Origin of the sequence: Microbacterium sp. RD1, assembly GCF_052220165.1 — a bacterium.
GTDB lineage: Bacteria > Actinomycetota > Actinomycetes > Actinomycetales > Microbacteriaceae > Microbacterium.
Genome location: NZ_JBQPOL010000001.1, coordinates 648,900 through 673,170, shown reverse-complemented (window position 1 = coordinate 673,170; position 24,271 = coordinate 648,900). Strand labels below are relative to the sequence as shown.

Here is a 24,271-nt window from a genome sequence, read left to right as displayed (position 1 = left end):
GGCTCCTTCCTTGGTAGCAGCGCCCCGTCGCCGGGGACACGATCACTGGGCCAGGTAACCGCCGTCGATGACGAGTTCGGACCCCGTGACGAAACTCGCTTCGTCGCTGGCGAGGAAGACCACGCCCGCAGCGATCTCGTGCGGGCGGCCGGCGCGACCCATCGGGGTCTGCGAGACGACGTACTCGTTCACCTCGGGGGCCTGCGCGTCGGTCAGCGGCGTCTCGATGAACCCGGGGTGCACCGAGTTGACGCGCACGTTCTGCGTCGCGTAGGTGATCGCGGCGTTCTTCGACATGTTCCGCACCGCCCCTTTCGTGGCGTGGTACGCGTGTGCCCCGCCGACGGCGGCCGAGCCCCAGATCGACGAGATGTTGACGATCGATCCGCCGCCCTGCGTGATCATGTGCGGCACCACCTCGCGCATGCCGAGCCACACCCCCGTCTGGTTCGTGGCGACGACGTTCTGCCAGTCCGCGACGGTGAGTTCGTGGAGCGGTTCGTACGCGATGATGCCCGCGTTGTTGACGAGGATGTCGATGTGGCCGTGACGGGCGAGCACGTCCTCGACGACATCGCGCCATCCGCTCTCCGACGCCACGTCGAGCGAGGCGTACTCGATGTCGCCGAACGTGCTGTCGGCGGCGGCGCGCGACGTCGCTACGGTCACGGCACCCTCGCGGTGGAGGGCCTCAGCGATGGCGCGGCCGATGCCGCGCCCTGCACCGGTGACGATGGCGACCTTGCCGTCGAGACGGTTCATGGGTGTTCTCCTTCAAGAATGGGTGGTGTCGCGGGCCGCGGCGTTCCGCGGCCCGCGACGGGGATGGGCCCGCGGGTTACTGGAAGAGCGCCTTCAGCTCCTCGACGCTCAGACCCGACGAGAGGATCGCGTCGGCGGGCAGGTCCGCTTCGCACTGCGGCTGCTTGTCCGGATCCGTGGAGTCCTCGATGATCTCCAGGTTGTAGATCGAAGGCTCGTCGTTCGGGAGGCCGTTGGCGGCCGCCAGGCCCTTGTGCAGCGCCACCGAGACGACCCAGTTGCGCGACGACTCCGTGGCGATCTGATAGGTCGGCTGGGTGTCCTTGTACTCGTACCAGAGGCACGCGAACTCGTTGGAGTCGTTGGCGGACCACACCGGGAACGGCTTGCCGGCCGCCTCGAAGGCGCGGATGCCGCCCACCGAGCCCCCGCCGTAGTCCGCGACGATCCCGTCGATGTCGCCGTACTTGGTGATGAGGCCGGCGACGACCTGCTGCGTCTTACCGGGCTCCCAGTCGGTGGCGACAGGTCCGTCCTCATTGAGGAGGGTGACGTCGGGATGAGCCTCGACGGCTTCCACCACGCCGTCGAACACGCCCTGCGAATAGGAGTTGCCGGCGATCCCGCCGAGCATCACCAGGTTGCCCGCGCCGCCCATCTTCTCGATCGTCCAGTCCGCGAGGTTGCGGCCGTAGGTGGTGATGTCCTCGGATACGAAGTCGACGTAGTCCTTGCCGGGCGTTCCGCCGGGGGAGCCGACGAACGGCACGACCGCCACGCCGGCCTCCGTGGCCTTCTGGATCGTCGGCAGCAGCGCCTCGCCGCCGTCGACGAACGTCACGATGACGTCGGCGCCCTGCGCGACGAGCGAGTTGATGTCGCTGATGGCCTTCTGGGTGTCGTTCTGCGCGTCGGTGTAGAGGACCTTCGTGATGTTGTCGCACTTCGCGGCTTCGGCCTCGAAGATCGCGCGCGTGATCTTGCGCCACGAGTTGCCGCCGAAGCCGTCCGCGAGAGCGACGGTGATGTCCTCGTCCCCGCAGAACGCGGAGATGTCCTGGATGTCGCCCTGCACACCGATCTCGCCGACGGTGATGTCGCTTGCGGCGCCCGAGCCCTCGCCGGACCCGGAGTCGTCGGAGCCGGAGAGCGAGCCGGTGGAACAGGCGGTCGTCAACAGGACTGCGGCGACGACGCCCAGGGCCGCCGCCGAGCGGCGGCGAGTTCGGATTCGCATGTGCGTGCCAACTTTCTCTTCGTTGAGGGCCGGCTCCTCGGGAGGTCGAGGCCTCCGCTGCAGTGCCGACACGGGTGGTGTGAGAAGAGTCTGGGACGCGGGAGAAAGGCTCGACCGCGTCACCGTGAGACAGGGGTGACTCATTCTGCGACACCCCGCGGGAAGGCGTTTCGGCGGGGTCATCCTGGGTCTCAGCGCGGCGCAGAAGCCGCCCGAAACCCTTGGAATCCGCGATGAGGAGGATCTGCCCATGGCCCAGAACGTGCCGACCGACCCGCTGGGGAGGATGTACGCCGAATGGTCCGTCGAGTTCGCGGCGGCACCGGACATGTCGCTGCCGGTGATGCGCTGGATCTTCGAGGACTGGCACCGCGCGACGGCAGAGCCGGAGGCGGTGACCTACGCCTCGACGAGTCTCGGCGGGGTACCTGGCATCCTCGTCACCCCCCTCGGAGCGGATCCGACGCAGATGCTGCTGGTGCTTCACGGCGGCGGCTTCGCCCTCGGATCGGCCGCCAGTCACCGCAAGCTCGCGGGCCATCTCGCCAAGGCCGCGGGGACGCACGCATTCGTCGCCGACTTCCGCCGCGCCCCCGAGCATCCGTACCCGGCCCAGATCGACGATGCCAGCGCCGTCATCGACGCTCTCGTGGAAGGCGGCATCCGCCCGCAGGACATCACGCCCGTGGGAGACAGCGCCGGCGCCAGCATCGCCATCGCGACGACGCTGCGCCGCATCCGCGACGGCCTCCCCGTCCCGGGTCGGGTGATGACGGTCTCGCCGTGGGTCGACATGGAGAACTCGGGCGAGACGATCGAGACCAACGACGCCACCGACTTCCTGATCGCGCGGGAGGGCCTGCAGGGGAACATCGACCGGTACCTCGCCGGCGGCGCTTCCCCCACGGACCCGCTCGTGAATCCGCTGTACGCGGACTTCACCGGCTTTCCACCCCTGTACATCGCGGCGTCCGACATCGAGTCGCTCTTCGCCGACGCGGTACGGCTCGCGGAACGCGCCCGGCGCGACGGCGTGGACGTGACGTTCGACACGGCGGTCGGGGAGCAGCACGTCTGGACGCTGCAGGCCGGTCAGCACGCTCCCGCCGACGCATCGATCGAGCGGATGGCGCAGTGGTACCACGCCGCTCGCGCCGCTCGGATCCCCGCTTGACACACCCCTCACTCCTGGAAGGAAACCCATGACGAACACCACCACCGACCGCGACTACGACGCGATCGTCATCGGAGCCGGGTTCTCCGGGCTCGCCCTGCTGCACCACCTGCGCGACATCGGCCTGCGCACCCTCGTCGTCGACGGCGAGGACGGCATCGGCGGCACCTGGTGGGTCAACCGCTACCCCGGTGTGCGCACCGACAGCGAATACTCGTACTACTCGTTCTCGTTCTCCAAGGAGGTGCGCGACGAGTGGACGTGGACCGAGCGCTACCCGTCCGGGGAGGAGGTGCTGGCCTACCTCAACTTCGTCGCCGATCGTCTCGACCTGCGCCGCGACATCCGGCTGAACACGCGCGTGGAATCCTCGGTGTACGACGAGGACGCCAACACCTGGACCGTCCACCTCGCCGACGGGTCGAGCGTGACGACGAAGTACCTGGTCAGCGGCATGGGCGTGCTCTCGCAGGCGGTCTACCCCGACATCCCCGGGATCGACACGTTCCGCGGCGAGAAGTACCACACCGCGCACTGGCCGCGCACCGGCGCCGACCTCGCGGGCAAGCGGGTCGGACTCGTGGGGCTGGGCGCCTCGGGCATCCAGATCGTGCCGGTCATCGCGGGCGAGGTCGGCGAGTTCTTCGTCTTCCAGCGCACGCCGAACTTCGTCGTGGAGACCAACAACGACAAGGTCTCGGCCGAGGAGATGACCTGGCTCCGCGAGAACTACGACGCCGTGTACGAGAAGGCCGCCAACCATCCCTTCGGCGTAGCGATGGAGCCGGCACAGCACAGCGCCCTCGAGGTGTCGGATGAGGAGCGCCGCCGCATCTTCGAGAGCAAGTGGAACGAGGGCGGCTTCCACTTCGCCAACGAATGCTTCAACGACCTGGCCACCAACCACGAGGCCAGTGAGCTCGCAGCCGAGTTCATCCGCTCGAAGATCGCCGAGATCGTGACCGACCCTGCCAAGGCCGAGCTGCTGTCGCCGCGCACGTACTCGTTCAACGGCAAGCGCGTGCCCACCGGTCACGGCTACTACGCCGCGTTCAACCACGACCACGTGCACCTCATCGACACGGCGTCGACACCGATCACCGAGATCACCGAGAAGGGCATCAAGGTCGGCGACACCGAGTACGAGCTCGACGTCATCATCTTCGCCACGGGCTTCGACGCGATGACGGGCACCCTGACCCACATCGACATCACGGGACGAGGCGGACGGACCCTGAGGGAGAAGTGGGCCGAGGAGGGGCTCAAGTCGAACCTGGGGATCAACGCCCACGGATTCCCGAACTTCTTCATGTCGCTCGGGCCGCAGACCCCCTACTCGAACCTCGTCGTGCCCATCCAGCTCGGCGCGCAGTGGTTGCAGCGCGCGCTGAAGTGGGCCGAGGAGAACGGCGTGGAGTACTTCGAGGCGACGCCGGAGTCCGAGGACTGGTGGCGCGAAGAGACCGAGCGCACGGGACGCTCGACGGTCATGTACACCGAGGGCAAGAAGGCCAAGGCCTGGTTCCTCGGCGAGAACATCCCCGGCAAGCCGGAGGAGTTCCAGGTGTACATGGGCGGCGGCCAGGTATACCAGCAGCACTGCCGGGAACTGGAGGAGTCGGGGTATGCGTCGCTGCTGTACCGCGCCCGTACCCCGGAGACCGTCGAAGCGTGACCCCTCGCCGGGATGTCGTGGCACGCGCCGCGGCATCCCGGTGTCGGAGTCGAGGAAAGGACCGACATGGATCGTCTTGCAGGCAAGCGGGCCGCCGTCACGGGCGCGGCCTCCGGTATGGGAAGCGCAACGGCCGCGCTGTTCGCGCGCGAGGGCGCGCGGGTGGCCCTGCTCGATCGCGATGAGGAGCGCGGTGAGGCCATCGCCGCCGGCATCCGCGACGGGGGCGGCGATGCACGGTTCATCCGCGCCGACGTCGCTCGCGAAGACGATATGCGCGCGGCGATCGATGCGGCGGCGACGGCGTTCGACGGCCTCGATGTGCTCATCAACTGCGCCGGTGTCATCGGCGTCGACAAGCCCACGCACGAGGTGAGCGAGGCGGAGTGGGATGCGGTGTTCGCCGTGGACGTGAAAGGCGTCTTCTTCGCGACGAAAGCCGCCGTGCCGCATTTCCTCGCGGCGGGGAAAGGGGCGATCGTCAACTTCTCCTCGATCTACGGGATCCTCGGCAACGACGAGTTCACGCCGTATCACGTGGCCAAGGGCGCGGTGAATATGCAGACACGCCAGGACGCCGCGAGCTACGGCCGGTACGGCATCCGGGTGAACGCCGTGAATCCCTCCACCGTCCTCACCCCCCTGGTCGAGGGCATCGCCGCGGCCTACCCCGGCGGGTTGCCCGCGTACGAGGAGATGATGACGGCGCACCAGTCGCTGCGACGCCTCGGGCGACCGTCCGACGTCGCGGCCGCCGTGCTCTTCCTCGCCTCCGACGAGGCGGACTGGATCACCGGGGTGACGCTCCCGGTCGACGGCGGGTACACGGCGCGATGACCGCGGCATCCGAGCTTGTCGTCTACGGCACGCCCACGTGCGCGGACTGCCGTCGCTCTCGGGCGCTCCTGGACGCCCGGGGCGTTTCCTACCGGTGGGTCGACCTGACGCTGGACCCGCATGCGGCGGAGTGGGTGCGTCGCGAGCTCGGCAGGCTGAGCACGCCGTATCTCGTGCTGCCCGACGGCTCGACGATGGTCGAGCCGTCGGACGACGAGCTGACCTCCGCCCTCCAGCGGACGGGTCTGCTTCCGGCCTGACGGCGTCGGATCAGCCCAGTTCGGCGAAGGCCCGCACGGGGAACGTGCCGAATCCCTCGACGGCGGGCGGGGCGGCGGTGAACCGTGCGCCGCGCGGGGGCAGTTCGCCTAGGCGCGTGAGGTGTTCCACCACGTGCACGCCCGCGCCGAGGAGGGTCGAGTGCGCGGGACGCTCGCCGCCCGACTCGGTGTCGTCGATGTTGACGGAGTCGATGCCCACGAGCAGCGCACCCTGTTCGATCAGGTGGCGTGCAGCATCGCCCGTGAGGTACGGCGCACCCCGGCCGTACTCCTCCCGTCCGAACCAGCGATCCCACCCGGTGTGCAGCAGCACCGCGGCCCCGCGCACGTCGCGGTCGGCGAGGGTCTCCGCGCGGATGCCGCGGCGCTCGGGCGTCCACGCGTCTTCGAGGTGGAACACCTCCGCCGGCAGCCCGACGAGCGTCGCGAGGTCGAGGCCCGCGAGGTCGGATCCGTCCGCGTACCGGTGGAACGGGGAGTCGAGGTATGTGCCGGTGTTGCCGATCATGGTGAGCACGTCCATCGCGAACTCCGTCCCCGCCGCGTAGCGGGAGCGCGAGTCGGCGCGGGTCAGGTACGGCTCGATGGTGGGAGCCGGGAGGCCGGGGTAGGTGACGAGCCCGGCGCGGATCGGGTGACTGAGGTCGACGATGCGGCGTCGGCTCGCGGGAGGCGTCTCCACCCCCCGGCTCCCGCGGTGCGCCTCCTCGAGGATGCGCAGGCCTCGGAGTTCGACGGTGTCCACGAGAGCGAGGCCGAGGTGACGCACGAGCAGCCGGCCCACTGCGTCTGCGTCCTCCTCCGCCGACGGCAGGTCGAGGCGGAATCCGGTGCCGCTCAGCGCCCCGCCGTTGGCGAAGCGGATGTCGAAATCGAAGACGGCGCGGTACTCGGGCATGCGGCAAGCCTAGGAACGGATGCCGGCCCTCGCCGCCGCTCGACCGTCAACCGTCGCTCGGAAACTGTCGCGTCAGTCGGCGGGGACGAGGAGGTACCCCCGCTGGTCGTCGAACCCGCCGATGCGCAGGCCCCGGTCGAAATGGCCCAGGAGGGTGCCGCGGACGGCGGTGCGCCAGGCGGCCGCCGCGGCCGGTGTCTCGCGGCGGAGTCCTTCGATGTCACCGGGGATGAGAACCTCCGCGACGACGTCGTCGTCGTCGGGCGTCGGCACCGGCGGCGCCGCGAGAGCCCACGTCACCAGAAGGCGATCGGTCGGCACGCCCCGGTTGACGTCGTCGTTCATCGATCCGTACTGATCCACCAGGTACCGGCTCACCCGGGCGCCGAGCACGCGCAGGTTGAAGTGCGCGTTCCGCGCCACGAGCGGATCGAACGTCCATGTGATGTGGCCCACGTCGCGCGCGAACGCCCAATCGCGCTGGTGCTGCTTGAGAGCGCGCCCGACACCCCGCCCCTGGGCTGCGGCGATCACCCCGGTGATGTGCGAGTGCATGGTGCGATCGCCCGGAGCGCCGAACCACGCGGCGGATGCTCCGACCATGCGGCCGTCGTCGAACACCCCCACGACGTAGTTGCCCGAATACTGCAGCGCGCGCAGGATGTTCGCCGGCATCGCGTGGCGATCGCCCGGCCAGACCGAGGCGAGCACGGCGGCGGCCTCGTGCACCTCGGCGACCGTGGTCAGCTCACGGATCTCGACGTCGGGCTCCTCGCTCACCCGCCCAGTCTTGCACCGCGGGGGTCGGGATGGCCCGACCGGGGCCGCCGCGCCGCTACCGTGGGAGGAGTGCCCCGGGGAAATGATCGACGCAATCTGACTCGCCTCCCGCCCCAGGGGCTGATCGTCGCCGTCCTGGCCTTGGCGGGACTGAGCTCGTCGTTCATGTTCACGCTGGTCGTGCCCATCCAGACGCGTCTCCCGGAGCTGCTGAACGCCTCGCGCGAAGACACCGCCTGGGTCGTCACGGCGACCCTGCTGTCTGCGGCGGTCACCACGCCGATCGCCGGCCGTCTGGGTGACATGTACGGCAAGCGGCGGATCGTGCTCGTGCTGATCGCCGTCATGGTGGCGGGTTCGGTGATCGCGGCGCTGTCGCCGGGGATCGTCGGGATCATCGTCGGCCGTGCCCTGCAGGGCGCGGTCGTCGGCGTCGTCCCCCTCGGGATCTCGATCCTGCGCGACGTGCTGCACGAGAAGCGCATCGACTCCGCGATCGCTCTCATCAGCGCGACGCTCGGGGTCGGCGGGGCGCTCGGGCTCCCGCTCAGCGCCGTCGTCGCCGACCGCAGCGACTGGCATGTGCTGTTCTGGATCTCGGGCGGTCTGGGCGTGGTGGTGTTCGTGCTCGTTCTCACGATCGTTCCCGTGAGCGTCCTGCGCACCGAGGGGCGATTCGACTTCGTCGGCGCCGCAGGTCTCGCCGCGGGGCTCCTCGCGGTGCTCCTCGCCGTCTCCCGGGGGAGCGAGTGGGGCTGGGCGTCGCCGCTGACGCTGGGGCTCGGGGTGGCCGGTGTCGTCATCCTCCTCGCCTGGGGATGGTTCGAGCTGCGCATCCCGGAGCCGCTCCTCGACCTCCGCGTCGCCGCGCGCCGCCCGGTGCTCCTGACCAATCTCGCGTCGATCGCGATGGGCTTCGCCCTGTTCAGCTCTCAGGTCTCGTATCCCCAGATGCTGGAGCTGCCGGCATCCACCGGCGTGGGCTTCGGCCTGCCGCTTCTGACGGCGAGCCTGGTCATCATGCCGTCGGGCATCATCATGATGCTGCTCTCGCCGCTGTCGGGCCGGCTCGCCCACGCCGTCGGGCCGCGGATCCTCCTGGTCGCCGGCTCCGTCTCGCTCATCGTCGCGTACGGGTTCTCGCTCCTGTGGGCGACGGAGGTGTGGCACCTCGTGATCGCGAACATCCTGATCGGCTTCGGGATCGGCTTCGGCTATGCCGCCATGCCGATGCTCATCATGCGTTCCGTCCCGCCCAGCGAGACCGGCGCGTCGAACGGCCTCAACGCCCTGTCGCGGTCTCTGGGAACGAGCACCGCCGGTGCGATCATCGGGGTCGTCCTCGCGAGCATGTCCGTGACGACCGCCGACGGCACCCAGGTGCCCACAGCCGGCGCCTTCCAGGCGTCCTTCGCACTCGGGATCGGGGCGGCCGTGATCGCCCTGGTGCTCGCCCTGCTCATCCCCGCACGCCCGGTGCCGATGGGTGGTCGACCGTCCCTCCCCGATCTGCCCCGGCGCTGAGCCCCGCGTCGCTGCTTCAGGCGCCGGGCCGGGACCGCCGGGCGCGCGGGGCGTCCAGGCCGATGTGGATGCGAGTGCGTCGGCGCTCGATCACGATCATCACCGCCCCGAGGAGCCACAGCGGCACCTGCGTCAGGAAGGCGATGCGGAAGGCGCCCAGCGAGTAGGAGTCGGGGCTTCCCGCACCGAGCAGGTCCATCGCGACGCCGATGAAGAGGATGGCGAGGAGACCCGCGAAGAACCCGCCCGCGTTGACCATGCCCGTCGCCGTGCTGAGGCGGTGGCTCGGGTTGTACGTGCGGGCGTGGTCGAAGGCGATCATCGACGCCGGGCCGCCGATGCCGAGGGCGAGCGCGAGGGCGAACAGCAGCCAGAGCGGAGCGGTGCCGGGCCACGCGATCACGACGAGCCAGACGGCTGCCTGCACCCCCACGGTCGGGAGGACCAGGAGCCGGGAGCGTCGCATCGGATGCCGCGCCGACAGTGCGCCCAGCACCGGGCCGAAGATCATGCCGAACACGATGAACGCCGTCACGACGAGCGAGGCCGTCGCCGTCGACAGCCCCTCCCCCGCGGTGAGGAAGGGGAAGCCCCACAGCATCACGAACGCCGTCCCGGCGAACGGCGCCGTGAAATGCGACCAGAACGCCAGGCGCGTCGCAGGATGCGCCCACGACTCCCGGAACCCCTCGCGAAGGTCCGCCGTCGACCTCACGACACGGATGGCACCGGTGTCGGTGTCGACCGAGACGTCGGACGAGCGCCCGGGCGGACGATTGCGGATGAGCACGAACGTCAGCACCGCGAACAGCATCCCGAGGCCGGCGAGACTCCCGAACGCGATCGACCAGGTCGTCGCGTGCAGTAACAACGCGAGGGGCAGCACCGACACGATCTGACCGAACTGACCGACCAGCCCCGTCGTCTGCACGAGCACCGGTGCACGCTGCGCCGGGAACCACAGCGCGATCAGACGCAGCACGCTCGGGAAGACTGCCGCGTCGCCCGCGCCGATGAGCACGCGCGCCAGCAGGCCGATCCCCACATCGCTCGCCAGGGCCATGACCCCCTGTCCGGCCGCCATCAGCACCATGCCGGTCACGATGATCGGCCGCGCGCCGTAGCGGTCCAGGAGCAGACCGACGGGAATCTGCAGCGCGCCGTACACCGCCAGCTGCACCACGGCGAACATCGACAGGGCGGATGCGTCGGCATCGAATCGTACGGCAGCGTCGACCCCCACCGACGAGAGCGACGACCGGTTCGCCACCGCCACGACGTACGCGCCGAGTCCGACGCTCCAGATGAGCCACGCGCGCCATCCGGGGCCGGTCAGGGATGCGGTGCTCACGCTCCCCATTGTCGCGTGTCACTCCCGCCGACGCCCCTCCCCTCCCCTGCCCCCGCCCGCGCCCGCCCGCCCCCGCCGCCCGCGCCCGCCCGCCCGCGCCCGCCCGCGCCCGCCCGCCCGCGCCCGCCCGCGCCCGCCCGCGCCGCGCGCGCCCGCGCCGCGCGTCCCGCCGCGCGTCCCGCCGCCCGCGCCTCCCGGTTTGGGGCGCTGAAAGTGCTTTGGGGCGCTCAACGGTCGCCCCAAAGCTCATTCGGCGCCCCGAACACCGGGTGACGAGCGGCGCGTGGCGCCGGGTCTAGCCTGAACGCATGTCATCGCAGACCGCGCCCGCTCCCGAAAGCGATCGCGACCGCCGCTTCTTCGGGCAGCCGTGGGCCCTCGCGCACATCTTCGGCGTGGAGATGTGGGAGCGGTTCAGCTTCTACGGCATGCAGGGGATCCTGCTCTACTACATGTACTTCTCGGTGACCGAGGGCGGCCTCGGCATCGACAAGGCCATCGCGACGGGCATCATCGGCGCCTACGGCGGCACGGTCTATCTCTCGACCATCCTCGGCGCCTGGATCGCCGACCGCCTGCTCGGCTCGGAGCGGGTGCTGTTCTTCAGCGCCATCGTGATCATGTGCGGGCACATCGCGCTCGCGCTGCTGCCGGGATTCGTCGGTCTCGGCGTCGGGCTGGTCCTCGTGGCGGTCGGATCGGGCGGTCTCAAGGCCAACGCCACCTCGGTGGTGGGCACGCTCTACTCCGCCGACGACCCGCGCCGCGACGCCGGCTTCTCGCTGTTCTACCTCGGGATCAACCTGGGCGCCTTCCTCGGCCCGATCGTCACCGGCGCCCTCCAGTCCTCGGTCGGGTTCCACTGGGGATTCGGGGCGGCCGCCGTCGGAATGGCGCTCGGCCTCGTGCAGTACTCGTTCGGACGCCGCCAGCTCCCCGCATCCGCCCGGCGCGTCCCCAACCCGCTCCCCGCCAAGAAGCGGATGCTGGTGATCCTCGTCGCCGTCGCAGGTCTCGCGGTGATCGCCGCCCTCGTTCTCCTCGGCGTCATCCGCCTAGACAACCTCGCCGCGATCGTCATCCTCGTGACGCTCGCGGCCGCGGTCGCCTACTTCGCGGTCATCTTCAGCTCCCGCGCGATCAGCGGCACGGAACGCTCCCGCGTCGTCGGGTTCATCCCGCTGTTCGTCGTCAACGTCGGCTTCTGGTCGCTGTACCAGCAGCAGTTCACGGTGCTGACCATCTACTCCGACGAGCGCCTCAACCGCAGCATCTTCGGATGGGAGATGCCGCCGTCGTGGATCAACTCCATCAACCCGATCTTCGTCATCATCCTCTCGGGCGTCTTCGCGGCGATCTGGACGAAGCTCGGCCGGCGCCAGCCCCCGGCTCCCGTCAAGTTCTCGCTGGGGGCGATCATCATGGGCGGCGCGTTCTTGCTGTTCCTCTTCTTCGCCAACGGGGCGGCCAACTCCACGCCGCTCCTGGCGATCGTCGGCATCCTCTTCGTCTTCACGGTCGCCGAGCTCTTCATCTCCCCGCCGGGTCTGTCGGTGTCGACGAAGCTCGCCCCGGCGAGGTTCCAGACGCAGATGGTGGCGCTGTACTTCCTGTCGGTCGCCCTGGGCACCTCGATCGCGGGGTGGGTCGCCCAGTTCTACGACCCGCACGACGAGGTGCCGTACTTCACGATCCTCGGCGCCATCGCGATCGCCCTCGGCATTGCGCTGTTCGTCTTCACCAAGCCCGTGCTCGCACTCATGCGCGGCGTGCGTTAGTCCCGGAGGACGACGAGCTGCGCGGTCGATCGCGTCATGGCGACGTATCGGTCGACCGCGCCGGTGACATCGGCCCCGAACTGCTCAGGTCGCACCAGGACGACCAGATCGAACTCCAGGCCCTTCGCCTCGGTCGGCGTAAGTGCTCGCACGCGAGCGCCAGGGACAAACGACGGGTCGCCGATGACGCACGCGACGCCTTCGGGATGATCCGCGAGCCACTCGCCGAGAATGTGGTCCCGCTGCGAAGGATGGCCCTCACGCACGGCATTTCCGTTGCGGCGAACCGATGTGGGCACGTTGGCGTCTGGGAGTACCGCGAGGATCACGGGAGCGGCGACTGCCATCACCTCCGCGGGCGTGCGGTAGTTGATGCTGAGTTGCGCGATCCGGATGCTGCGCACTCCCACGCGGGCGAGGCGTTCAGCCCAGGTCTCCGCGAAGCCGTGGCGGGCCTGAGCGCGGTCACCGACCACTGTGACGCTGCGCGACGGACAGCGGGAGAGAACCATCCGCCATTCTGCGTCGGTGAGCTCCTGCGCCTCGTCGACGACGATGTGGGCGAAGGGGCCTGCCAGCTCGTCGATCGTCGAGACGGGCCGCGGCGCGGCCTCGGCAAGGACGTTCTGGGCGTCCTGCCCACGCAGGATCGACATCACCTTCATCTCGCTGTCGTCGTTTGCGATCAGCTCTTCCACGACACGTGACATCTGCGCCTGCGAGGCGGCGGCGTCGACGCGCGCGCGCCGGTCGCGCCGCAGGTCGTCGAGACCTCCGATGCGGCGGCGGGCTTCGTCGAGAAGCGGCAAATCGGACACGGTCCACGCGTGGGCGTCGTCCCGTTGGAGCGCGGCGGCGTCGGCCGCGCTCACGTGTGGTGCGCAGCGCAGGAAGAAGTCGATGTCGGTCCACAGGCGAGCGACGACGGCGACGGGTGCGACGATCGGCCACGCAGCAAGGAACAGGCCCGTGAGCTCGTCGTCCTGTCGAAGCCACCCGCGCACGGCGTGGGGCGGGACCTCCGGATCGCCGACCTGGTCGACGAGGTACTCGACGATCTCCTCCCACACCTCGTCGCGCGCCGGGTTATGGGGCGTCGCCCCGTCGGCACGATCGAACAGCTCGGCCCATTCGTCACGCGTCAGCCACAGATCAGCCCACGGCGTCTCGAGCCGGATGGCGCGCTGCGGCGGCCGTTCGTATTCCGCGACGGCCGCGGCGATCACCGCCGCGGGATCGAGGGCGGCCTTGATCCCGGCGACGCGGGCATCTGCCTCGTCGACCGCAAGACGGCCCTGGGGGACGAGGTCGCGCAGCGTGGACAGTCGCACGGAGTCCTCCCCGAGGCTCGGAAGGACGTTCTGGACGTAGGCGAGGTAGTTCTCGTTCGGCCCGATGAGCAGCATCCCGCCCCCTCCGCTCGTCAGGTGCGGCTCGGCGTACAGGAGATGGGCCGCTCGATGCAGCGCGACGACAGTCTTGCCGGTGCCGGGACCCCCGTCCACGACGAGCGCGCCTGGCGAGGGGGTGCGGATGATGGCGTCCTGGTCGGCCTGGATCGTGGCCAGTACGTCGCGCATCCTCGGCTCCCGGTGCGACCCGAGGCTCGCGATGAAAGCGGACTGGTCGTCCCACGCCCCCGGCTCGTCGAGCGCCGAATCGGTGAGTGCCTCATCCCAGTAATCCACGATGCGCTCACCCACCCACCGGTATCGTCGCCGCGAGACGATACCCACCGGATGTTCCAAGGTCGCGGCGAAATACGGCTCGGCCGCCGGGGTGCGCCAGTCGATGAGGAGCACTTCACCCGCGGGCGTCCTGAGTCCCGCGCGGCCGATGTAGAGGTGACCGCCGTCGAGGAGCGTCATCCGCCCCAGACACAGGTCGATGTCGAATCGCTCGAGAAGCCGGATGCGACCGCTCAGACGCCGGACCTCGGCGTCACGCTCTACGGCGGCACCGCCGACGCCGGCCGGGCGTCGTCGGACTGCGTCGAGACGCTCCGCAGCCTCCGCGCGTTGCGTGTGCACTGCAGCGGCGACGGCTCCGAAATGGGCACGATCGGCGTCGATCAGTTCGGGCGATGATTTCGGGTGGTTGGCGGGAAGGGCGAAGGGGTCGGTCGGTGTCGGAATCACTCGTACTCCAGGGATGAGGCGGCACGAACGTCGACCGCGCGAGGGCGCGACGACGAGGCCCGCCTGGGCGACGGGCAGCGGCGGGATCAGGGTCGGTGAGCGCGCGAACGCGCGGATGAGCCCGATTCTCTCCTCGAGAGGGGGTCTTGCGGCAAGACCCCCTGCCGGCCATATCCTGGATGTGGCGGGGAGGTGGGCGAGCCTTCGAACTGTCGCGGACGTCATCACCCATACCGCGGTGGCAGGTCGATGCCGCGGCGGAGCCGGCGGCCGGATCGCGTCGCCAGGACGGACTCGCCGCTAACGCCAGCGCGGCGACCGTCACGGCCCGGCGCGTCCCGGATGCCGCGCGCGGCACGGCAGAATGATCGGATGGCCCCGCACAGCCCGCAGCTCGCCCCCGATCACGCCTGTCTCATCGTGTACGGCAGCGACCGCCCCGGGATCATCGCCGCGGTGTCGGCGCTCATCGCCCGCAACGGCGGCAACATCGTGGCTTTCGATCAGTACTCCGACGACCCGCGCGGCGGCGCCTACTTCCAGCGCGTGGTGTTCCATCGTCCCGACCTCGCCGCCTCGCTTCCGGCGATCGAGGCCGACCTCGCCGCGACCCTCGGCGAGGGGTTCGACCTCGAATGGTCGCTCACGGATCAGTCCGTCCCGAAGCGGATGGCGATCCTCGCGTCGAAGCAGGACCACTGCCTGCTCGACCTGCTGTGGCGGCATCGTCGCGGGGATCTGCCGGTGAGCATTCCGATGGTGATCTCGAACCACACCACGGCCGCAGAGGACGTCCGCTCGTTCGGCGTCCCCTTCTTCCACGTGCCCTCGGCACCGGGACCCGACAAGTCCGCGGCCGAGGCCCGCATCCTGGAGCTCCTCGTCGGCAACGTCGACTTCGTGGTCCTCGCCCGGTACATGCAGATCCTGTCGTCCGACTTCCTGGAGAAGCTCGCGGTGCCGGTGATCAACATCCACCATTCCTTCCTCCCGGCCTTCATCGGCGCCGAGCCGTACAAGAAGGCGAAGGAACGCGGAGTCAAGCTCATCGGAGCGACCTCGCACTACGTCACCACCGACCTCGACGAGGGCCCGATCATCGAGCAGGACACCATCCGCGTGACCCACGGCGACTCGGCCGCCGAGCTGGCGCGACGGGGTGCCGACGTCGAGCGGCAGGTGCTCTCCCGCGCGGTCCTGTGGCACGCCCAGGATCGCGTGCTGCGAAACGGCAACCACACGATCGTCTTCTAGCTCCCGGCTGCCCGACCTCCCGCGAAGGGTCGCAAGACGCGGCATCGAGCACGGGTATGCCGCGTGTCGCGACCCCTCGCGGAGCGGGGGGTGTCACATGAGCGGCCCCAGATCGGTGACCGACGCGGATGCAGCGGCCCACCGGCGCGCACGGCCGCATCGGTCGCAGCATCCGGGAGCAGCTCGATGCTCACCAGCTCCCTCGCCGTCATGCGGATCCTCTCCTGCCGCGAGGGGTCTCTTTACGCGGCAGCAGGCCTCCATCATGCCGCGGATTGCGACCCTTCGCGTGCGTCAGAAGACGTACTCCATCAGTTCCAGGCCGAGCACCCGGAACGCGTCGTGCGCGCGCAACCGGTGCGCGATCGACAGGTCGTCGAAGCAGACGATGAGCGCGTAGGAGACACCTGCGCGCGGGCCGGCGAGGACACCCGCTTCGGCGCGCACGCCGTCATCACGCCCGGTCTTGTTGATGAACAGCAGTCCGTGATCGTCGTTCTCGTGGGCGAAGGGGTCGAGGCCGGCGGCGGATGCGACGAGGCTGAGGTCGGCGTTACGGCTGAGCCACTCGGCCACCTGGGCGCTCACGCGGGCGTCGACCGCGCGAGAGTTCACCAGGGCCGCGAACAGCGTCGCGAGCTCGCGCGCCGACGACAGCGCGAGGCGCGGCGCGTCGTCCGGACCGCGGCGGTCGCGGAAGCGGTCGAGGAGCGCGGTGCGCTCCATTCCGAGGGTCTCCAGCCGCGCGCGCACCGCCGGCAGCCCCACGCGGTCGAGGAGGGCGTTCGCGGCGAGCGCGTCACCCACGGATGCGGCGAGGACGGCCAGATCCGCGAGGGGAAGGGCAGGCGCCTTCAGGTGCTGCCAGATCCCCGCGACAGTCACCGGTTCGAGCGAGCTGCGGTCGACGATCTCGAGCGGATTCAGCCGTCCATCCTCGAACGCGGCCGCGACCTCGACCAGCAGCGGCACGACACCGAGCCCGCCCACCGGGAGGGTGTCGTTGTCGTCTCCCGCGAGGACGGCCGTCCCGCGGTCGAGGTCGTCGATGCGCACCGCGACGCGTGCACCCGACGACGCCAGGTCGTCGAGCGCGCGCAGCGTCGACGTGAACGTGCGGCGCCCGGCGGACGTCCGCCGCGGCGGGCGTCGCGTGGCCGGGCGACCGGCGCCGCGCAGCGGTGTGTCGCGCGGCGTCTCCGGGGTCGTACCCACAACGGTCTCCTAGGGCGTGTGCAGCGGGGGGATCAGCTCAGCACATCCGGGTGAACCGCCGGCTACCAGATGGTCACGCGCTGATCGGGCTCGAGCCAGAGCTCGTCAGACGAGGTGACCCCGAACGCGTCGTAGAACGCGTCGATGTTACGCACGATCTGGTTGCAACGGAACTCGTTCGGCGAATGCGGGTCGATCGTCAGGAGTCGGATCGTCTCGGCCTCGCGGCCCTTCTGCTGCCAGATCTGAGCCCAGCTGAGAAGGAGCCGCTGGATGCCGGTGTACCCGTCCACCTCGGGCGCCGGCTGGCCGTCGAGGGACAGCTCGTACGCCTTGATCGCGATGCCCAGGCCGCCGAGGTCACCGATGTTCTCGCCGATCGTGAGTGCGCCGTTCACCGTGTGCTCAGCCGACAGACCCTGCGGCACCAGCGCGTTGTACTGTGCGATCAGCGCCGAGGTGCGCTCCTCGAACGCCGTGCGATCCGCTTCCGTCCACCAGTCGCGCAGCGACCCGTCGCCGTCGAACCGGCTCCCCTGGTCATCGAACCCGTGGCCGATCTCGTGTCCGATGACCGCGCCGATGCCGCCGTAGTTGGCCGCCGCATCCCGGTCCGCGTCGAAGAAGGGGTACTGCAGGATGGCGGCCGGGAACACGATCTCGTTCATCAGGGGGTTGTAGTACGCGTTCACCGTCTGCGGCGTCATGTACCACTCGTCGCGGTCGATCGGCTGGCCGACCTTCGCCAACTGCCGGTCGTGCTCCCACACGTGCGCGCGGCGGACGTTGCCGACGAGGTCGCTCGCGTCGATCTCGAGCGTCGAGTAGTCCTTCCACTTCACCGGGTAGCCGATCTTGGGAGTGAAGGCGTCGAGCTTGGCCAGCGCCCGTTCACGCGTCTCCGGGCTCATCCACTCCAGTTCCCGGATGCTCTGTCGGTAGGCCTCGACGAGGTTCGCGACGAGCTCGTCCATCGCCTCCTTCGCCGCCGGCGGGAAGTGACGCTCGACGTAGACGCGGCCGACGGCCTCGCCCATCGCGGCCTCGACGAGCCCCACCCCGCGCTTCCACCGCTCCCGGTTGACCGGGACGCCGGTGAGCTGCGTGCCGTAGAACGCGAAGTTCTCGGCGACGAACTCCTCCGACAAGAACGCGGCGGCGGCGTGGACGATCTTGAACCGCAGCCACGCCTTCCAGTCCTCGAGGCGCTCCTCGGTGAGGAGGGCCCCGAAGGACTCCAGGAAGCTGGGCTGGTAGACGACGGCCTCGGCGAAGGCATCCGGGTGCCCCGGCGCGACCGCGTCCCGCCACGGGGCCAGGTCGATGCCGGCGAGGGCGACGGTGTCTTCCCACGTGCGGAGGTTGTAGGTCTTCACGGCGTCGCGGCTGTCCTCGCGGGACCAATGATAGGTGGCCAGCTCGGTCTCCAGCGCGAAGATCCGGTCAGCCGACGACGAAGCATCCGCCACCCCGGCCAGGTCGAGGATCCTCTCGATGTGCCCGCGATAGGCGGCACGGGTCTCCTCGAAGTTGTCCAGCCGGTAGTAACTCTCGTCGGGAAGGGAGATGCCGCCCTGGTACAGCACCGGCAGATACCGCTGCGGGTCACCCGGGTCGGGCTCGACGAACAGCGCGATCAGTCCGCTGATGCCGTCGCGCTCGAGCACGCCCACCGCGCGGAGCAGAGCCGGGATGCTGTCGACACCGTCGACGAGGGCGAGCTGGTCGGCGAGCGGCGCGGCCCCCAGCTCCTCGATGCGCGCGGTGTCCATGAAGCTCGAATACAGGTCGCCGATCTTGCGGGTCTCGGTACCCGGGTCGGCGCCCTGCGACTCCTCGACGATCGCGCGCACGTCCTTCTCGGCCTGCTCGGCGATGAGGTGGAACGAGCCCCAGCGCGCCTTGTCATCCGGGATTTCCGTGCGCTCGAGCCAGCGCCCGTTGACGTGGCGGAACAGGTCGTCTTGCGGGCGGATCTCGTCGCTGAGCTCCTCGAGCGCGAGGCCCGAACGGGGGGAGTCGGTCATGCTCCAAGGATAAGCACCTCACGCTTGCCACTCGCCGAACGCGTCATGTCTCAGGAGCCGAGCAGTTCGGTGATCCGCGCGTAGAAGGCCGCCCGATCCCCCGCCACCGAGGCGTTCACCCACGTCGTCCAGTCGTCGACGAGCACCTCGATCGCTCCGTCGGCCAGACCGTCGAGGGACGACTGGGCCACCTGGCGAGGGGGGATCATCGGACCCTCGTAGCCGGCCATGATGTCGGTGTCGGCGGCACCGAGGAGGACGCCTTGCACCAGGGTGCCCTGTGCGGCGAGTTCGAGGCGCACGCCGTTGGTCATGTTCCACTCCGCCGCCTTCGCAGCGGCATAGGCACCGGCACCCGGCGCGGCGAACCACGACAGCGCCGAGAGCACGTTCACGATCGCGCCGCCTCCGTTCGCGCCCAGGATCGGGCTGAAGGCGCGGATCACCTCGAGGGTTCCCCAGAAATGCGTATCCATCTCGCGCCGGATCTCCGCCAGCTCGCCCCTGACGAGGGTGGCTCCCGTGGAGATGCCGGCGTTGTTCACGAGCAGCGTCACGTCGGCGGCGGATGCGGCGGCCTCGGCGACCGACTCGGAGTCGAGGAGATCGAGGCGCAGCGGCACGACCCGCGGGTCATCCGTCGGGATGGTCTCGGGGCGACGTGCCGTCGCATAGACCTTGGCTGCACCGCGGTCGAGCAGCTCGAGCACGAACTGGCGCCCGATCCCGCGGTTGGCTCCGGTGACGAGGGCGATCTGGTCCTGAACGTTCATCAGTGGGTGTCTCCTGGGTGGTCCGGCGGCCCAGGGCGGGTGCGCCGACGCTTACGCTAAAACCTCACGTCGGCGTCAACGTCAAGTCCCGCCGGCGAGATGACGGAGGGCGACATGCGAATCGGCGAAGTGGCACGGCGGGCAGGGGTCAGCACGCGCGCGCTGCGCTACTACGAGGAGCAGGGGCTGCTGGCCGCCGAGCGCACGCACAGCGGCCAGCGCATATACCCGGCGTCGGCGGTCGAGCGGGTGAAGCTGATCCAGCAGCTGTACGCGGCAGGGCTTCCCAGCCGTACCATCGTGAGGCTCATGCCGTGCATCGAGTCGGGCACCGCATCCGCCGAGGCCCAGGACCTGATGGCCGCCGAGCGCGACCGGATCACGCTCGCCATCACCGAGCTCGCCGAGGCCCGTGACGCCCTGGACCGCATGATCCACATCTCCTCCCATCCGACTCCTGAGCACTGCCCTGCGCTGCGCGAGCCGGCGTGGGCTCCGTACGCCGCCTCCGCGAGCGAGCTCGTCCCCGCCCCCGCCTAGGCTCGGACGGTGACCACCGGCCGCCGCACCCTGAACCGGGAGATCCTGCGGCTCGCCGTGCCCGCGCTCGGCGCGCTGATCGCCGAGCCGCTCTTCCTTCTCGTCGATTCGGCCCTCGTCGGACACCTCGGCGTCGCCCCGTTGGCTGGTCTGGGCATCGCGGGCGCCGTGCTGCAGACGATCGTCGGGCTCATGGTGTTCCTGGCGTACTCGACGACGCCCGCCGTCGCTCGCCGGTTCGGTGCGGGGGATCCCACGCGCGCGGTGTCGGTCGGCATCGACGGAATGTGGCTCGCCCTCGGGCTCGGAGCTGTCCTCGCCCTCGCCGGGTCGCTCACGACCCCGGTTCTCGTGGGCCTGTTCGGCGCGGGAGCGGAGGTCACCGAGAACGCCGAGGCTTATCTCCTCGTCTCGATGTGGGGGCTTCCGGCGATGCTCATCGTCTTCGCCGCGACGGGCCTCCTCCGCGGGATGCAGGACACCGTCACGCCGCTGTGGATCGCCGGCGCCGGATTCGCCGCCAACGCCGTGCTGAACGTCGTCTTCATCTACGGGTTCGGCTGGGGGATCGCCGGCTCGGCGGTCGGCACCGTCGTCGCTCAGTGGGGGATGGTCGCCGCCTACGTCGCCGTGATCGGCCGTCTCGCACGGCGCCATGCGGCCTCCGTCCGCCCGCAGCGCGAGGGGGTGCGCGGCTCGGCCCGTTCGGGCGGGTGGATGTTCCTGCGCACGGTGAGTCTGCGCGTAGCCCTTCTCGCCACCGTCGCCGTCGCCACCGGGCTGGGGACGGATGAGCTCGCCGGGTGGCAGGTGGTCTTCACCATGTTCTCGGCGGCGGCGTTCGCGCTCGACGCTCTCGCGATCGCCGCGCAAGCGCTCGTCGGCAAGGGCCTGGGCGCCGGCGACGAGACCGAGGTGTCGATGGTGCTGCGGCGAACGACGGCGTGGGGACTGTGGTTCGGCGTGATCGTCGGGGGCCTCATCGCGGCCCTCTCGGGGGTGCTTGGCCTCGTCTTCACGGGCGACCCGGCGCTCGCCGCGCTCATCCAGCCCGCCCTTCTCGTGCTCGCGCTCGCCCAGCCGCTGTCGGCGGTGGTCTTCGTGTTCGACGGCGTGCTGATCGGTGCGGGGGACGCGCGGTATCTCGCACTCGCCGGCGGAGTGAATCTCGTGATCTACGCGCCCGCACTGATCGCCGTAGCGGTCGTCGGTGCATCCGGGGCCGCGGGGCTCGCCTGGCTCGCGGCGGCGTTCTTCGGCGCGTACATGATCGCCCGGCTTCTCACGCTCGGATGGCGCGTCCGCGGCCGCGCGTGGATGACCACGGAGGCGTGATCGATGGGGTCATCCCGCCCAGCGGCGGCACCACTCGTACATGACGACCGCGGCAGCGGCTGACGCATTTAGGGAGCGCGTCGATCCGTACTGCGTGATCTCCACGACCGCGGATGCGGCGGCGAGCGCCTCGGGCGACAGCCCCGGGCCCTCCTGTCCGAACAGCAGCACGCAGCGCTGCGGAAGGTCGGCGCGGTCCACCGGCACGGAGCCGTCGACGTTGTCGATTGCCAGAACGGGCAGGCCCGCCGCATCCGCCCATGCGGCGAACGCGGCGACGTCCTCGTGGTGGCGCACGTGCTGGTAGCGGTCGGTGACCATCGCGCCACGGCGGTTCCACCGGCGGCGGCCGATGATGTGCACCTCGGCGGCGAGGAAGGCGTTGGCGCTGCGGACGATCGAGCCGATGTTGAGGTCGTGCTGCCAGTTCTCGATCGCGACGTGGAAGGGGTGGCGGCGGGAGTCCAGGTCGGCGACGATCGCCTCCATCCGCCAGTACCGGTACCCGTCCACGACGTTGCGCCGGTCGCCGCTGCGGAGCAGGTCGGGGTCGTAGCGCTGATCGGTCGGCCACGCGTCGGGGCCGCCGGGCCACGGCCCGACGCCGACGGGAAGCCGCGGCTCGTCCTCGTCGCGCGGCGCATCGGTCACCCCCTCACGCTACCGCGCGCTCGCGGCCAGATATTTCGGGCGCCCGAAAAATAGAGTACGGTTTCGGTGTGCCGAAAAACGAAGCCGTTCTCGACGCCCCCACACCCCCGACCACCGGCCGCGTAGCGTGGTTGATCGGGCCCGCGCTGGTCGCGGGGGTGGCCTACCTCGACCCGGGGAACGTCGCGAGCAACATGACCGCGGGAGCGGTGTTCGGATACCTCCTGGTCTGGGTCGTCGTCCTCGGCAACGTGATGGCGTGGCTCATCCAATACCTCTCGGCCAAGCTCGGGATCGTCACCGGTGCCAGCCTCCCCGAGACGCTGGGCCGGCGCATCCGCAATCCCTGGGCGCGCCGCGCGTACTGGTTGCAGGCCGAGCTCGTCGCGATGGCCACCGACGTCGCCGAGGTCATCGGCGGCGCCGTCGCGCTCAATTTGCTGTTCGGCGTGCCGCTGCTGTGGGGCGGGGTCATCACGGGCGTGGTGTCGATGGTGCTCCTCGTCGTGCAGTCGCGACGCGGGGCGCGGCCGTTCGAGTTCATCGTCATCGGCCTCGTGGTGATCATCGCCGTCGGCTTCACCTACGGAGTCTTCATCGGGCCGCCCGACCCCGGCGGTGTCGCGGCGGGCCTCGTGCCGCGCTTCGAGGGCACGGAGTCGGTGCTGCTGGCCGCGTCGATCCTCGGCGCGACGATCATGCCGCACGCGATCTACGCGCACTCCGCTCTCGCCCGCGACCGTTTCCGCCCCACCGACTTGCGTGAATCGGCGGCTATCTCGGGCCCGGATACCGCCGATTCCCGCAAGTCGCGGCTCGAAATGGCGCGCGGCATCCCCACGACCCGACTGCTGCGCGCGACGAAGTGGGACGTCACGATCGCGATGGCGATCGCCGGCACCGTGAACCTCTGCATCCTGCTCCTGGCCGCGGCGAACCTCCCCGGCATCCCCGGCACCGACTCGCTCGAGGGCGCGTATGCCGCCCTGGCGAGCGGTCTCGGAGGGCTCGTGGCCACGCTCTTCGCAGTGGGGCTCCTCGCCAGCGGCTTGGCCTCGACCTCCGTCGGCGCGTATGCGGGCGCGGAGATCATGCACGGCCTGCTCCGCATCCGCGTGCCCCTCCTCGCGCGCCGCCTCGTGACGCTTCTTCCCGCGCTGGCCATCCTGGCGCTCGGATTCGACCCCACCGCGGCCCTCGTGCTCAGTCAGGTGGTGCTGTCGTTCGGCATCCCGTTCGCCCTCATCCCGCTCGTCGCCGTCACCGCCCGCCGCGATGTGCTCGGCGTGCACCGCAACCGCCTCTTCACGACGGTGGCCGGCATCGCCGCATCGGTGTTCCTCGTGACCCTCAACGGCATCCTGCTGTGGCTCGTCTTCACGGGCGGATAGCCTGAACGCGTGGCATCCCCCGCCGTCGACGACTATCTGAAGACGATCTACCAGCACACCGAATGGCAAGACGAGCGGATGACGCCGTCTCAGCTGGCAACCGTCCTCGGCCTCGCGCCCTCCAGCGTCACCGAGATGGTGCAGAAGCTCGCCGCGCAGGGCCTCGTCACCCATCGTCCGTACGGTCCCGTGTCGCTGACCGACGCCGGTGAACGTCGCGCGGCAGCCGTCGTCCGGCGGCATCGGCTCATCGAGACATGGCTGGTGCAGGAGTTCGGCTACGGCTGGGACGAGGTGCACGACGAGGCGGAGGTGCTCGAACACGCCCTCAGCGACCGGCTCCTGGAGGGCATCGACGCGCGGCTGGGCCGCCCTCGATTCGACCCGCACGGCGACGCGATCCCGGATGCCGACGGCGACGTGCACCGCGAGCCGTTCGTGCTGCTCCGCTCCGCCCCGACAGGGCACCGCGGCCGCGTGCTCCGCGTGAGCGACCGCGACCCGGCTCTGCTGCGGGCACTCGTCGACAGCGGCGTCGACGTCGGGCACGCCGTGGAGGTGCTCCCGGAGGGCGCCGTACGGGTCGACGGGCGCATCGCGGAGCTTCCCGAGGGCGCCGCCGACGCCGTGTGGCTCTCCGCCTGACCGGC

21 protein-coding genes are annotated in these 24,271 nt (G+C 70.1%); 11 read left to right on the top strand and 10 right to left on the bottom strand.

Translation table 11 applies throughout. The features are described from left to right. Positions 1–42 precede the first annotated feature (42 nt). Together ACTU3I_RS03215 and ACTU3I_RS03210 are read right to left on the bottom strand one after the other, a co-directional pair. Complete coding sequence (locus ACTU3I_RS03215) at positions 43–762, bottom strand: SDR family NAD(P)-dependent oxidoreductase (protein ID WP_442924177.1); 720 nt, start codon at positions 760–762, stop codon at positions 43–45. Positions 763–838: 76 nt separating this feature from the next. Beyond that, entirely contained in the window at positions 839–1,999 is a 1,161-nt protein-coding gene (locus ACTU3I_RS03210) for a substrate-binding domain-containing protein (protein ID WP_442924176.1), read from the bottom strand. 250 nt (positions 2,000–2,249) lie between these two features. Here ACTU3I_RS03210 and ACTU3I_RS03205 point away from each other — a divergent pair, with 250 nt between their 5' ends. The 4 genes from ACTU3I_RS03205 to ACTU3I_RS03190 all read left to right on the top strand — a co-directional run bounded on the left by ACTU3I_RS03205 (position 2,250) and on the right by ACTU3I_RS03190 (position 5,945). Beyond that, a complete protein-coding gene (locus ACTU3I_RS03205; protein WP_442924175.1) occupies positions 2,250–3,173 on the top strand; it encodes an alpha/beta hydrolase fold domain-containing protein in 924 nt (307 codons plus the stop codon). A 28-nt stretch (positions 3,174–3,201) separates the two neighbouring features. After that, on the top strand, positions 3,202–4,848 hold the full coding sequence (locus ACTU3I_RS03200; RefSeq protein ID WP_442924174.1) for a flavin-containing monooxygenase: 1,647 nt from the start codon (positions 3,202–3,204) through the stop codon (positions 4,846–4,848). Between the two features lie 66 nt (positions 4,849–4,914). Beyond that, positions 4,915–5,685, top strand: a complete 771-nt coding sequence (locus ACTU3I_RS03195) for an SDR family NAD(P)-dependent oxidoreductase (RefSeq protein WP_442924173.1) — start codon at positions 4,915–4,917, stop codon at positions 5,683–5,685. After that, the gene (locus ACTU3I_RS03190) at positions 5,682–5,945 is read left to right on the top strand and encodes a glutaredoxin family protein (protein ID WP_442924172.1); all 264 of its coding nucleotides are present in this window, start codon (positions 5,682–5,684) and stop codon (positions 5,943–5,945) included. Before ACTU3I_RS03195 ends, ACTU3I_RS03190 begins: the two co-directional genes overlap by 4 nt. A gap of 10 nt (positions 5,946–5,955) precedes the next feature. Here the strand turns inward: ACTU3I_RS03190 and ACTU3I_RS03185 are convergent, their stop codons facing one another. Together ACTU3I_RS03185 and ACTU3I_RS03180 are read right to left on the bottom strand one after the other, a co-directional pair. Next, complete coding sequence (locus tag ACTU3I_RS03185; protein ID WP_442924171.1) at positions 5,956–6,864, bottom strand: cyclase family protein; 909 nt, start codon at positions 6,862–6,864, stop codon at positions 5,956–5,958. A 72-nt stretch (positions 6,865–6,936) separates the two neighbouring features. After that, on the bottom strand, positions 6,937–7,644 hold the full coding sequence (locus ACTU3I_RS03180) for a GNAT family N-acetyltransferase (RefSeq protein WP_442924170.1): 708 nt from the start codon (positions 7,642–7,644) through the stop codon (positions 6,937–6,939). A gap of 69 nt (positions 7,645–7,713) precedes the next feature. On the opposite strand from ACTU3I_RS03180, the gene ACTU3I_RS03175 reads away from it, so the two are divergent. Then, the gene (locus ACTU3I_RS03175; protein ID WP_442924169.1) at positions 7,714–9,168 is read left to right on the top strand and encodes an MFS transporter; all 1,455 of its coding nucleotides are present in this window, start codon (positions 7,714–7,716) and stop codon (positions 9,166–9,168) included. A gap of 16 nt (positions 9,169–9,184) precedes the next feature. Here ACTU3I_RS03175 and ACTU3I_RS03170 read toward each other — a convergent pair whose 3' ends face one another. Continuing rightward, complete coding sequence (locus ACTU3I_RS03170; RefSeq protein ID WP_442924168.1) at positions 9,185–10,528, bottom strand: MFS transporter; 1,344 nt, start codon at positions 10,526–10,528, stop codon at positions 9,185–9,187. A 299-nt stretch (positions 10,529–10,827) separates the two neighbouring features. Here ACTU3I_RS03170 and ACTU3I_RS03165 point away from each other — a divergent pair, with 299 nt between their 5' ends. Next, positions 10,828–12,297 (top strand): peptide MFS transporter, encoded by a 1,470-nt coding sequence (locus ACTU3I_RS03165; RefSeq protein WP_442924167.1) that lies wholly within the window; start codon positions 10,828–10,830, stop codon positions 12,295–12,297. On the opposite strand, the gene helR is transcribed toward ACTU3I_RS03165, so the two are convergent. Beyond that, entirely contained in the window at positions 12,294–14,435 is a 2,142-nt protein-coding gene (helR, locus tag ACTU3I_RS03160; protein WP_442924166.1) for an RNA polymerase recycling motor ATPase HelR, read from the bottom strand. The two genes, ACTU3I_RS03165 and helR, sit on opposite strands and share 4 nt — an antisense overlap. Positions 14,436–14,807: 372 nt before the next feature. Between helR and purU the strand changes: the two genes are divergently transcribed. Then, on the top strand, positions 14,808–15,689 hold the full coding sequence (purU, locus tag ACTU3I_RS03155; RefSeq protein ID WP_442924164.1) for a formyltetrahydrofolate deformylase: 882 nt from the start codon (positions 14,808–14,810) through the stop codon (positions 15,687–15,689). A 294-nt stretch (positions 15,690–15,983) separates the two neighbouring features. Here the strand turns inward: purU and ACTU3I_RS03150 are convergent, their stop codons facing one another. The 3 genes from ACTU3I_RS03150 to ACTU3I_RS03140 form a co-directional block, all read right to left on the bottom strand. Then, positions 15,984–16,904 (bottom strand): serine hydrolase, encoded by a 921-nt coding sequence (locus ACTU3I_RS03150; RefSeq protein WP_442924162.1) that lies wholly within the window; start codon positions 16,902–16,904, stop codon positions 15,984–15,986. Between the two features lie 62 nt (positions 16,905–16,966). Then, a complete protein-coding gene (locus tag ACTU3I_RS03145; protein ID WP_442924161.1) occupies positions 16,967–18,931 on the bottom strand; it encodes a M13 family metallopeptidase in 1,965 nt (654 codons plus the stop codon). Positions 18,932–18,981: 50 nt separating this feature from the next. Beyond that, positions 18,982–19,704 (bottom strand): SDR family oxidoreductase, encoded by a 723-nt coding sequence (locus ACTU3I_RS03140; RefSeq protein ID WP_442924160.1) that lies wholly within the window; start codon positions 19,702–19,704, stop codon positions 18,982–18,984. Positions 19,705–19,818: 114 nt separating this feature from the next. On the opposite strand from ACTU3I_RS03140, the gene ACTU3I_RS03135 reads away from it, so the two are divergent. Beyond that, positions 19,819–20,244 carry a MerR family transcriptional regulator gene (locus tag ACTU3I_RS03135; RefSeq protein ID WP_442924159.1) on the top strand — a complete coding sequence of 142 codons (426 nt, stop codon included), beginning with the start codon at positions 19,819–19,821 and terminating at the stop codon, positions 20,242–20,244. Between the two features lie 9 nt (positions 20,245–20,253). Beyond that, positions 20,254–21,579: an MATE family efflux transporter gene (locus tag ACTU3I_RS03130; protein WP_442924158.1), complete on the top strand. Its 1,326-nt coding sequence runs from the start codon at positions 20,254–20,256 to the stop codon at positions 21,577–21,579. A 9-nt stretch (positions 21,580–21,588) separates the two neighbouring features. Here ACTU3I_RS03130 and ACTU3I_RS03125 read toward each other — a convergent pair whose 3' ends face one another. Next, a complete protein-coding gene (locus ACTU3I_RS03125; RefSeq protein ID WP_442924157.1) occupies positions 21,589–22,230 on the bottom strand; it encodes a TrmH family RNA methyltransferase in 642 nt (213 codons plus the stop codon). A 68-nt stretch (positions 22,231–22,298) separates the two neighbouring features. On the opposite strand from ACTU3I_RS03125, the gene ACTU3I_RS03120 reads away from it, so the two are divergent. Both ACTU3I_RS03120 and ACTU3I_RS03115 read left to right on the top strand, forming a co-directional pair. Further along, entirely contained in the window at positions 22,299–23,621 is a 1,323-nt protein-coding gene (locus ACTU3I_RS03120) for an Nramp family divalent metal transporter (protein WP_442924156.1), read from the top strand. A gap of 9 nt (positions 23,622–23,630) precedes the next feature. Beyond that, positions 23,631–24,266: a metal-dependent transcriptional regulator gene (locus tag ACTU3I_RS03115; protein ID WP_442924155.1), complete on the top strand. Its 636-nt coding sequence runs from the start codon at positions 23,631–23,633 to the stop codon at positions 24,264–24,266. Positions 24,267–24,271 lie beyond the last annotated feature (5 nt).